Below are 11,247 nucleotides of genomic sequence, written 5' to 3'. Positions count from 1 at the left end.
GGGGGTGGGCGGGGGTTGGGTCATGGGGTCTCCTTCGGAGAGGTCTAAGGGTCAAAGGGTCTAAGAGCGTGTTTTGAAAGTCGTCTCATTTTTAGTGGGCGGCGTCTGGAAGGCGTTTGCGGTTCCCCCCTCCCAGCCTCCCCCGCAGGGGGGGAGGAGCTGAAAGCGCGTGTTCCTAGGACTCGTAGAAATCCTGAAAGGCTTTTGAAACACGCTCTAAGGGTCTAAAAGCTCTTTGCTCCCTCCTTGTGGGGGAGGGCTGGGGAGGGGGGGCCACCCCGCAGGCTGAGAACAAAAATCAGTTCCTCGTGTTCTGGCCCAAAAGAGGTGAGGCGAAGGGCGTTCGATCTCCCTCCGCCTCACCCTTGTTCAGCGGTTTACTTGACCAGACCGATGCTTTGCAGCACTTCCTTGGTGCGGGCGGCTTCCAGCTTCAGGTACACGTCGAACTTGCTGCCGCTCAGGTACAGGTCCGTCCAGTTGCGGGTCTTTAAAGTTTCCTGCCACTGCTTGCTGGTGTGCATCTTGTCCAGCGCCGAGACCAGCGCGGCTTTCTCGCCCGCGCTGATGCCGGGGGCAGCCACGATGCCGCGCCAGTTGGCCAGTTCAACGTTCAGGCCCTGCGACTTGATGGTGGGCACGTCGATGCCGGGCTGCGGCTTGGCCGAGCTGATGCCGATGGCGCGCAGCTTGCCCGCCTTGATCTGGGCCTCGAACTCGCCGTAGCCGGAGACGCCCGCCGCCACCTGGTTGCCCAGCAGGGCCGCCAGCACTTCACCGCCGCCGCTAAAGGGCACGTAGTTGATCTTCCTGGCGTCGATGCCAGCAGCCTTGGCCAGCAGGCCCACCAGCATGTGGTCGGTGCCGCCCGCGCTGCCGCCCGCAAAGGCGGTCTTGCCGGGATCGGTTTTCCAGGCGGCCACCAGATCGGCCATCGTCTTGTAGGGGCTGGCGGCGGGGACCACCACGACTTCGTACTCGCCGGTCAGGCGGGCCAGCGGGGTCACGCGGCTCAGGTCCACCTTGGAGCCGTTGGTCTGGATCGCGCCCACCATCACCAGGCCCATCGTCATCATCAGGCTGCCGTCGCCCTTGGCGTTGGAAAGCTGCGCCAGACCGATGGTGCCGCCCGCGCCGGGCACGTTGAAGACCTGCACGGGCTTGGCGATGCCCTGCTCCTGCAAGACGGTCTGGATGGCGCGGCTGGTCTGGTCCCAGCCGCCGCCGGGGCTGGCCGGGGCCATGATCCGCAGGTTGTTGATGTTCTGGGCGAGGCCAGCGGGCGCGGCCAGCAGCAGCGCGGCAAGGGTCAGGACAATCTTCTTGTTCTTCATGGTGGAACCTCCGTGGAAATGCGCGGTGAGGCGCGGATATAGATTGTGCGTAACATGAAGCCTAGCCTCATACCTAAAACTTAGCAAGGGGCTAGGGCCGTCTGGCACGCAGTTTTTGATGAGCGTAATGCACAGCCGTGAACACAATGCACGCAAGTCGGAGCGGTCTGGCGAACACGGGACGGGATTCTCGCAGCCAGGGTCACACCGCCGCTCGGCACGGTAGGCGAGAGGCAGAAGTTCTAAGATGGCCTTCTCCTGATGACTGTCATCCCTCATTCCCGTCCCAACTTTCCCAGAGGAGGGCTGCAAGGCCGTCTGGTGCGCTGGCATCTGGCGGTGCTGTGCGCCATGACCGCGCTGCTGGTGGGCGTGCAGAGCTGGCAACTGTACGGCGAGGCCCGCGAACGCCTGGGCGAGCGGGCGCTGACCACCAGCCGTCTGGTGGCCCGTCTGCCGGAAGTGGTGGGCGGCGCGGCTTCGGGCCAGCCCAATCAGGCACTGAACGCCCGCGTCAATTCGCTGCGCGGCGCGGCAGAGGCCGATTTCATCGTGGTGGGGGACCGCATGGGCATCCGGCTGGCGCACCCGGTCCCTGAGCGGCTGGGCCAGCCGATGGAGGGCGGCGACAACATCGAACCCTTCGCGGGTCGCGAGATCGTGAGCGTGGCGCGCGGCAGTCTGGGGGTCAGCGTGCGCGGCAAGGTGCCGATCTGGGAAGACGGCGAGGTGGTGGGCGTGGTCAGCACCGGCTACCTGATGCCGCAGGTGTGGTCCCTGGTGGGCGAGGCGTTGACTGGATTGTTGCCGTGGTTCGTGCTGGCGTTGGGACTGGGGACGCTGGGCGCGGTGTGGGCGGCCCGCCGCCTGCGCGCCGAGATTCTGAATCTGGAGCCGGAGGAAATCGCCACCCTGGCCCGCCAGCAACGCGCCGTGCTGGCCGCCCTGCGTGAAGGGGTAATTGCGGTGGATGCGTCCGGGAATGTCACGCTGGTCAGCGAACGCGCCGCTGCGCTGCTGGGCGAACAGGCCACGCCCTATCCATTGTCGGAAGTCTGGCCCGAACTGGCCTTGCTGACGCGCGGCGGCGTGGCGGCCCGGCAGCAGAATCTGGAACTGACCCTGAACGGCGAGCCGCTGCTGGCAAACATCGAGCCATTAGAGGGCGGCGGCTTCGTCTGCGGCTTCCGGGACCGCGCACAGGCTCTGGCACTGGCCGAGGAACTCACACATGCGCGCGGCTTCGTGGATGTGCTGCGTGCCCAGACCCATGAGTACCAGAACCGCCTGCACGTCATCTCCGGCTTGCTGCAACTGGACCGCCCGCAAGAGGCCCTGCGCGTGCTGAACGCCGAGATCGAGGCCGACGCCCAGTTCCGGCAACTCCTGAAAGACGTGCAGGTGCCGCGTCTGGTGGCCCTGCTGGCGGGCAAGCGCGAGCGGGCGCAGGAACTGGGGATCGACTTCGCGGTGGCCGGGGGCAGCAGCCTGTCGCCCGTCTGGGAGCGGCACGCCGACACCCTGGTTACGGCGGTGGGCAATCTGACCGAGAACGCCTTCGAGGCGCTGGCTGGGCAGCCCGGAAGCGTGACCGTCGCCATCGGTGAAGACCCCGAAGGCGTGCAGATCGAGGTGGAGGACTCTGGCCCCGGCGTGAATGCTGGTCTGGAGGGGCAAATCTTCGAGCGTGGCGTAAGCAGCAAGGGTGAGGGTCGGGGGCACGGGCTGGCCGGGGTGCTGGCCCGCGTGGGCGCGCTGGGCGGGCAGATTCGCCACCGTCGGCGCGGTTCCATGACCGTCTTCGAGGTCAGTCTGCCCGCGCCGCTGCCCGCGCTTTCCACCCCTCCCGCGCAGGCCAAGCAGGTGGGCGGATGACCCCCGCTCTCCCCGTGCGCGTGCTGCTCGTCGAGGACGATCAACGCGTGGCCCGTGTCAACCGCGATCTTCTGGAGCGTGACCCTGGCGTGCATGTGGTGGGCAGCGCCGCCAGTTGCGCCCAGGGCGACGCGCTGGCCCGCGCCCTCGCGCCGGACCTGATCCTGCTGGACGTGCATCTGCCGGATGGCAGCGGTCTGGGCCTGCTGCACCACTGGCGCGCGGCGGGCATCCTGACCGACGTGGCCCTGATCACCGCCGCCGACGACGAATCCAGCGTGCGGCTGGCGCTGGCGCACGGGGCTTTCGATTACCTGATCAAGCCATTTACCGGCGCGCGGCTGGCCGAACTGGTGGCCCGCCACCGCGCACGCCGCCCTGTAACGGAAGGTAGCCCCCGTCTGGATCAGGCCGAGCTGGACCGTCTGCTGGGCGTGACTCCCAGCGCCAGCGAGAGTCTGCCGCGCGGCATTGATCCACATACGCTGGAACGTGTCGCCGCTGCGCTGCGGGAGGCTGGGGCCAGCGTCAGCGCCGAGGATCTGGGCGAACGCGTCGGCCTGAGCCGCGTGACTGCCTGGCGCTATCTGGAACATCTGGTGCGGGTGGGCGAGGCCAGTCTGGATCACGTCTACGGTCAGTCCGGGCGGCCCGCCAAGCTGTACAGAACTGCGGAGGCGGGTGGGCCGGGCTAGGGGGCGAAAACTCTCCTGGCCGCTGGTCTAAGTTTGGTCGCCCGAACTTGCCCAGGACAGCCATTCACCCCCGCTGTCCCGCCAGCCGTTATGCTGCACGTCATCAAATTACACTCAATCCAAACATTCAATCTGGAAGGGAGGACCAATGGCGCGACGTGGATCGGTTGGACATGCGGTGGCTGGAATAGGACGGGGGTTGCTGTGGCTGGTGCTGATCGTGCTGGCGGCGGTGCTGGGCGTGGTGGTGTGGGCCAAGGCGACATCCACGCCTCAGACGAGTGGGGACGTGACGTTGAGCGGTCTGAGTGGTCCCGCCACGGTGACCCGTGACCAGTGGGGCGTGCCGCACATCCGCGCCGCTTCCGACGAGGACGCTGTCTACGCCCTGGGCTACGTCCACTGGCAGGACCGTGCGTGGCAGATGGACTTCCAGCGCCGCGTGGTGGCGGGCCGCCTGGCGGAAGTACTGGGCGAACCCGCGCTGGTCCAGGATAAATTTCTGCGGACCTGGGGCTTTCAGGGAGCTGCCGAGTCGATCTTGCCCGCCCTTTCCGAACGCTCGCGCAGTCTGGTGAAGGCTTACACGGCGGGCGTGAACGCGGCCATGCAGCAGGGCAAGGTGGCCCCCGAATTCCGCATCCTGGGCTACACGCCCGAACCGTGGAAAGAGGTGGACAGCGTGTCCTGGAGCAAGCTGATGGCCTACGATCTGGGCGGCAACATGGACGACGAGGTGCTGAACACCCGCGTCATGCAGCGCCTGGGCCAGCAGGGTCTGAACGAGGTCACGGCCCCCTATCCGGCAGATGGCCCCACCATCCTCAGCGGCGACGAGCTGGCGAAAACGGGAATGAAGCCGGGGGCTGGGCTGGACACGGCCACCCTCTCCACCTCGGCCCTGGCATCCTTGCAAGCGCACCTGAACGCTGCCCGCGAGCTTGGTTTGCAGGCCGTTCCCGGCAAGGGCAGCAACGACTGGGTGATCGGCGGCAGCCGCACCGCCAGCGGCAAGCCGATCCTGGCCGACGATCCCCACCTGGCCCTGACCAGCCCGATGCTGTGGTATCTGGCAGATATTCAGGGGCCGACGCTGAAAGCCATTGGGGCCAGTATCCCTGGCCTGCCTGCTATCGTGATCGGGCGCAACGAGCGGGTGGCCTGGGGCGTCACCAACACCAACCCCGACGTGCAGGACCTGTACATCGAACCCGCCGACGCCAGCTTCACCCAGCGCCAGGAAGTGATCAAGGTCAAGGGCGGCGACGACGTGACCCTGACCGTCCGCACCAGCAGGCACGGCCCGGTGGTCAGCGACGCGGGCGCGGCGGACGTGGGGCCGCGCGTGGCCCTCAAGTGGACGGCGCTGCAACCCGGCGACACCACGATGGACGCCTTCATGGACCTGAATTACGCGAAGAACTGGGATGATTTCAAGACCGCTCTGACCACCTATGTGGCCCCCAGCCAGAACTTCGTCTATGCCGATGTGGACGGCAATACAGGTTATTACGCGCCAGGCAGGGTGCCGATCCGTGACGGCTGGGACGGCAGTCTTCCCGTCAGTGGCGACGGCAGCCGCGAATGGACGGGCTACATCCCCTTCGAGGGCCTGCCCCACACCTACAACCCCGCCGATGGGCTGGTGGTCACGGCCAACAACAAAGTCGTGCCGGACAGCTACGCCTACAACCTGGGCAATATCCGCAACTGGGCTGAGCCGTACCGCGCCGCGCGCATTACCGAACTGCTGACCGCCAAACCGGACGGCCTGACTGTGCAGGACGTGAAAGCGGTGCAACTCGATACCACCAGTCTGGTGTGGCAGGACATGAAAGACGCCCTGCTGGCCACCCAGCCAGACGGGGACCTGAGCCGTCAGGCGCTGGAGCTGCTGCGTGGCTGGGACGGCAACGAGCGTGTGGATGGGGTGGCTCCCAGTATCTTCGAGGCGTGGCTGATGGAGTTGCAGAAGATGGCCCGCGATGAGCTGGGCAATACCACCACCCTGAATAGCCTGAGTGTGCTGAAACAGCTTCAGGGCGACGGCGAACTGTGCCGCGACGAGGCCGTCAGAATTCAGAACTGTGCTGCTGAGCTGAGCGCCAGCCTCAAGACGGCGGTGGATGCCCTGAGCGCGCGTCTGGGGGCCGATCCTTCGGCGTGGACCTACGGCAAGCTGCACCACGTCGCCAGCAACCACCGTGCTTTCGGCAACGTGAGCGCGCTGGCGTGGCTGTTCAACCACGGTGCGCCCACCAACGGCGGCACCAACACCGTGAACGTCGCCCGCCCCGAACAGGGCACCTTCAACCAGACGCACGGTCCCAGCTACCGCCAGATCGTCGATCTGAGTGATCTCAACAAGAGCGTCTTTATCGGCAGTCTGGGCCAGGGCGGCAACCCGCTGGGCGCACATGTCAGCGATCAGCAGCCCATGTGGATTGCCGGGGAATACCTGCCCATGAGTACCGACCTGAAGGACTGGGGTGCGGTGAAGACGCTGACGCTGACGCCAGGAAAATAGGGGAGAGGTGGAGATTTCGCGCCGTCAATAAATGCGAAACCTCCCCTTAGACTTTTGGCCCCCTGGACCCTTAGACTTCCAGACATGCCTGAATTTGACCGCGTGCGCGAGGCCCTTCGCGCCAGCATGAGCGCCTGGGCCACCCTGGAAGTGCGGGGAGACCAGGCGCGCGTCATTCCCGCCCCTGACCTGGACCAGATGGCCCTGCACTTGGAAACCGCCGATCCGCACTGGAGCCTCACCTGGGCCTGCGACAGCGTGCAGCCCCCGGTGGTCCGCGCCCGCCTGACCCTGCTGGGCGTGACCCGCGAGGGCCTGTCGGGCGGCCACACCCTCGACGATGCCAAATGGGCCGCCCTGGCCGACGCTGCCCGCACTTTTGGCGTGGCCCCCGCCGGAGAAATCCCCTGGGTGGAATACGACGCCGAAGACGGCCCCAACACCAGTGATCTGGACGAGGTGACGCCCCTGCCCACCGCGCCCGCCGCTGCCGCCCTGCCCCCGGAACCGCCCCGCGATCCGCAGATGGAAAAGGCGCGCGATCACATCAACGATCTGCTGGAGCAACTCCGCGCCCTGGGCCGGGGCAAGGAGGCCACCCGCTTCATGATGCGCGGTTACGGCGAGAACGTGGAAGAAAGCCGCGCCATCTACAAGGAGATTCAGGCGGTGCTGAAGAGCTGAATCTCCCCAATTGGAGACGACGAAACGCCCCTCTTCCACAGTCGGAGAGGGGCGTTTCGTTGGGCCAGGGTGCGTATTCTCAGCGCACCTTCACTTCCTGATCGAACCACGTCAGCACACGCTCGCGGCCAAAGGGCCACACGTTGACCTGGGCGGCGCGGCCAGCCTCCTGCACGAATTCGGGGAGGGGTCCGGCGTTCTTGGGGGTGGCGGTATAGACGGGTGCGTCGTAGGGCAGCCCGGCAAATTCGCAGGCGCGCTCGATGCCGGTTCGCAGGTCGCCCAGCTCATCCACCAGCCCGCGTTCCAGGCCGTCCTTGCCGCTCCAGATGCGCCCGCGCCCGATCTCGTTGACCTGTTCCTTGCTCAGCTTGCGGCCCTCGGCCACGCGCGAGGTGAAGCGGTCATACACTTCCAGGATGCCGCGCTCGACGTGCTGGCGTTCGTCGTCGCTGTATGGACGGCTGGAGCTGTACATCAGGGCGCGGTCCCGGCCCACCCGTTCGGGGTTCAGGCCCTGACGGCTGTTGAATTCCTGCAAGATCGGCTTGCCGCTGACCACGCCGATGCTGCCCGTCAGGGTGTAGGGCGAGGCGACAATATGTTTCGCGTGCGTGGCGACGTAATACCCGCCGCTTGCCGCGTACTCGCCCATGACCACCACCACGGGCTTCTCGCTGGTAGAGACCTCCCGCCACATCAGGTCCGAGGCCAGCGCACTGCCGCCGCCGCTGTTGACGTACAGCACGATGGCACGGGTGTCCTTATCTTCCTTGGCGCGCTTGAGGGCCGCCACCACCGTATCCGAACCGGCCATCGGGCCGCCCAGCAGCGGCAGGGGTAGCGCATTGTTGCGGCTCTTGCCCGTCACGATGGTGCCGATCACCGGGACCACGGCCACCTTGCCCGCCTTCGGGCTACCGAATTTGCGCGGCATCAGCAAGTCGATCACGGCGGCCAGCGGGCGGGTGCCGGGGCCGACGAGTTCGTCTTCATAGGCGACTTTGGTGATTAATCCCGCTTCCAACGCCCCCTGCGCGCTGGTCAGGTCCCCGGCAAGCCACGCCTGCGCCACCTCGCGGTCCACGCCACGCGCCGCTGCCAGATCATCGGCCCAGGCGGCTTCCAGCCCATTGATGTACGCCGTGAGTTGTTCACGGTTGGCGTCGTCCATGTGGTCCTGCGAGAAGCGGGTCAGGGCGGCCTTGTACTCGCGGATGCGCAGGTTCTCGAACTCGATGCCGTGCTTTTTCAGGAATTCGCCCAGGTAGGTCTGCTCCAGCCCGAAGCCGCCCAGCAGCACGTCCGCCGATTCCGGGGCGGCGATTTCCTTCGCCCCGCTGGCGGCGATCAGGGCGGTCATGGTCAGTTGAGGCAGAAACGCCACCACGCGCTTGTGCTGGGCCAGCCGTCCCAGCATGCCCCGGATGGCGTGCGCGGCAGCGGGGGAGGCCGTGAATTCGCTGATCCGCACCAGCACGCCGTGCAGCCACTCGGCATCCGCCAGCTTTTCCAACCGGGCTTCCAGCGCCTCCAGCGTCTCGGTGCGGCTGAGCAGCGCGGCAATCGGGTTGCTGGGATTGAGTTCCGGGTAGGGGCCAGTCACGTCCAGCACGATCCAGGTGGGGTGTGTCATGCCGCCGGGCAGGTTGGAATCCTTGTTCAGAAACGGGATGTTGAGGGGAGCCATACCCGTAAACTACGCTCCCCGGCGTGAGTTGGTTCCCGGTGGGGCCGTTCACGCGTTGAGGATCTTTTGATCTCGTCGCCCACCGAGATCAAAAAGCCTGCCGCTTGGGCAGGCCAGACGAGCAGCTTTGGAGGCTCAGAAGGTCTTGACGTAGGCGAAGATGTTGGCGATGTCCGCGTCGGTCACCTGGGTCACGGCGAAGCGCGGCATGATGGCGTTCAGCTCGGTGCCATCGGGCAGTTTTCCCTCGCGCAGCACGGTATGGAACTGGGTCTCAGTCCACGACTTGGGACCATTGGGCAGCTTCAGGTTTGCGCCGATGCCGCCGCCGCCGTCCGCACCGTGGCAGCCCGCGCAGTTGCCCGCGTACAGTTCCTTGCCCGCAGAGGCGTCGCCCTGGGTCTCGGCAGCCACGGCAGTCGCGGCGGGTGGCGCGCCCGTGGCCGCCTGCTCATTGCTCTTGGTGTCGGGATCGGTGGGGGTTCCGGCCTGCGCTGCGGTTGCATCGCCGCTGGGCGCACCCTCGCCGCTCATGGCCCCGCCGGGCAGGGCCACCGCGCCGTTCGGGCCGCTGGCAGTGCCGCCCGCCTGATCCTGCTTCACGTTGCCCAGTGCTTCGGGAGCGCCTGCTGCGCCCGTGGCGGCCACGTTGGCGCTGGGCGCGGCCTCGGAAGGCACGATGGCGGATTCCGCCTTCTTTTCCTCGTGTGGAGTGGTGGCGATGCGGTATCCGGCAACCCCTCCGGCCAGCGTCAGGGCCAGCAGCAGCGTCATGGTGACGGCGAACGTGTTCTTCATGGCCCAGAGGTTACCACACGGTCAGGGGGCTTTTGACCGCGCTGGACGGGGCAAAGTGAGCCGGGAACACAATGGTGAAGGCGGCCAGCTGGACCGGCCTCCCCGCCCCACGCGGCTACACTGTCCAGCATGGTTTCCTCGTCTGTGTTTCCTCTGCGGCTGGCCTCGCTGGTGTCCAGCAATTCCGACATCCTGGCGGCGCTGGGGGCCGCGCCGTGGGTGGTGGCCGCCGACTCGCACAGCGACGCGCCGGGTCTGGAGGCCGCCTGCCGCGTCGGCCCCGATCTGAACATCGATCTGGACGCGGTGGCCAGGGCAAAACCTGATCTGGTCCTCGCCAGCCTCAGCGTACCGGGCATGGAACGCGTGGTGGACGGTCTGCACGCGCGCGGTCTACCCACTTTGATCCTCGATCCGGTCACGGTGGCCGACACGCTGGACGACATCCGCCTGATCGGCAAGGCCATCGGGCTGGAGCAGAAGGGGCAGGAGGTGGCCGCGCGGCTGGAGGCGGACCTGTCCAGCCTGCGCGCCGTGTATGCCCGCCCGCCGCGCGTGCTGGTGGAATGGTGGCCCCGCCCGATCATCGCCGCCACGCGCGAATCCTGGGTCACGGAACTGCTGGCCGGAATGGGCGCGGTGAATGCCCTGGAGACGCGTCCCGGACGCAGCACGCCGCTCACGCTGGACGAGGTGCGTGACGCACAGGCGGACCTGATCGTGTGTTCGTGGTGCGGCGCTAAAAAGCTGCGGCCAGAGGTCATCGAGGCGCGTGGTCTGGGGATTCCCGTAATTGCTGTGCCTGAAAGTGGTCTGGGCCGTCCCGGTCCCCGCCTGCTGGAAGGCGCGCAACAGATCGCGGCGGCACTGGAGGGACTGGCTTTAGCGCGTGCCTGAGCCTGTCTGGCTCTGGGCCTCCATCAGTTCCCGCAGTTGAAAGCTGTGGCGCACCGGATGCATCACCGCATGTTCCAGCATGGCGTCGATCCAGTAGTGCATCCCCGGCGAGTAGATTGCGGGTTCCATGTCGGCGTCTGTTACCCCGGCCAGCGGCACACGCCACCATGCCAGCAGCCGCTCCAGGTAGGCTCCAGCCTGCGCTTCCACATTTTCAATATCGGGCATGGGTTTTGACTCTGGGTCCGGCAATCCCAGATGCGCGCACATGCGGATCATGTATATCCTTGACGAGTTCAGTACGTGCCACAGCAGATGCTCCAGCGACTGATAATGCGCGTCCGGCGTGGCGGGCAGCCGCACCTGTGCCGCCTTCGTCTGCTGCCAGACCTCCAGAAACTCACGCATCTTCTCGTCGTGCAACAGCACCAGCGCCCGCGCGGCGCGGGAACGGTAGTCGGTCAGATGTCTGGTCACGCTCCATCTTGACTCCCGAAGAGTTGTGGAGCATCGGCCAGAACGCCTAGAGCATCAGTCATAACGAGACTGTTTTTATGACCGAGCGAGGCGAGTAGATTTTGCAGGGCAGGGCGGACTTGCAAAGCTGCGGAGCAGAGAATGGAGTCGCCGGAAGTCTTTTTTTCCGGCGACTCCATTCGCAGTAGTCCGGAAGGTTTCAAGCAGCCTTGACCCCCAGGAGCAGCAGGTCGGCGATCTGTGGGGCGAATTTTTCGCAAGTCAGATCGC

General features: G+C 66.3%; 9 protein-coding genes. 5 read left to right on the top strand and 4 right to left on the bottom strand.

Annotation, left to right across the window (positions count from 1 at the left end):
* Window positions 1-377 precede the first annotated feature (377 nt).
* The gene (locus BOO71_RS18745) at window positions 378-1,334 is read right to left on the bottom strand and encodes a Bug family tripartite tricarboxylate transporter substrate binding protein (protein ID WP_075834938.1); all 957 of its coding nucleotides are present in this window, start codon (window positions 1,332-1,334) and stop codon (window positions 378-380) included.
* A 261-nt stretch (window positions 1,335-1,595) separates the two neighbouring features.
* Here BOO71_RS18745 and BOO71_RS18740 point away from each other — a divergent pair, with 261 nt between their 5' ends.
* From BOO71_RS18740 to BOO71_RS18725, 4 genes are all read left to right on the top strand, one after another.
* On the top strand, window positions 1,596-3,209 hold the full coding sequence (locus tag BOO71_RS18740) for an ATP-binding protein (RefSeq protein ID WP_075834937.1): 1,614 nt from the start codon (window positions 1,596-1,598) through the stop codon (window positions 3,207-3,209).
* On the top strand, window positions 3,206-3,904 hold the full coding sequence (locus tag BOO71_RS18735) for a response regulator (RefSeq protein WP_075834935.1): 699 nt from the start codon (window positions 3,206-3,208) through the stop codon (window positions 3,902-3,904). The genes BOO71_RS18740 and BOO71_RS18735 overlap by 4 nt, the downstream gene beginning before the upstream one ends.
* A gap of 148 nt (window positions 3,905-4,052) precedes the next feature.
* On the top strand, window positions 4,053-6,431 hold the full coding sequence (locus BOO71_RS18730) for a penicillin acylase family protein (protein WP_075834933.1): 2,379 nt from the start codon (window positions 4,053-4,055) through the stop codon (window positions 6,429-6,431).
* Window positions 6,432-6,515: 84 nt separating this feature from the next.
* The gene (locus BOO71_RS18725) at window positions 6,516-7,115 is read left to right on the top strand and encodes a single-stranded DNA-binding protein (RefSeq protein ID WP_075834931.1); all 600 of its coding nucleotides are present in this window, start codon (window positions 6,516-6,518) and stop codon (window positions 7,113-7,115) included.
* 79 nt (window positions 7,116-7,194) lie between these two features.
* On the opposite strand, the gene BOO71_RS18720 is transcribed toward BOO71_RS18725, so the two are convergent.
* Together BOO71_RS18720 and BOO71_RS18715 are read right to left on the bottom strand one after the other, a co-directional pair.
* A complete protein-coding gene (locus BOO71_RS18720; RefSeq protein ID WP_075834929.1) occupies window positions 7,195-8,805 on the bottom strand; it encodes a S49 family peptidase in 1,611 nt (536 codons plus the stop codon).
* 135 nt (window positions 8,806-8,940) lie between these two features.
* Window positions 8,941-9,603, bottom strand: coding sequence for a c-type cytochrome (locus BOO71_RS18715; protein ID WP_075834927.1), 663 nt, complete (start codon window positions 9,601-9,603; stop codon window positions 8,941-8,943).
* Between the two features lie 129 nt (window positions 9,604-9,732).
* On the opposite strand from BOO71_RS18715, the gene BOO71_RS18710 reads away from it, so the two are divergent.
* Window positions 9,733-10,500, top strand: a complete 768-nt coding sequence (locus BOO71_RS18710; protein ID WP_075834925.1) for a helical backbone metal receptor — start codon at window positions 9,733-9,735, stop codon at window positions 10,498-10,500.
* Here the strand turns inward: BOO71_RS18710 and BOO71_RS18705 are convergent.
* Window positions 10,486-10,977, bottom strand: coding sequence for a hypothetical protein (locus BOO71_RS18705; protein ID WP_075834923.1), 492 nt, complete (start codon window positions 10,975-10,977; stop codon window positions 10,486-10,488). The genes BOO71_RS18710 and BOO71_RS18705 overlap by 15 nt on opposite strands.
* Between the last annotated feature and the right edge of the window lie 270 nt (window positions 10,978-11,247).

It is taken from the genome of Deinococcus marmoris (assembly GCF_001949125.1).
In the GTDB taxonomy this organism is placed as follows: domain Bacteria; phylum Deinococcota; class Deinococci; order Deinococcales; family Deinococcaceae; genus Deinococcus; species Deinococcus marmoris_A.
Note: the sequence above shows the minus strand (reverse complement) of the source record. Positions and strands in the feature narration are given on the sequence as shown.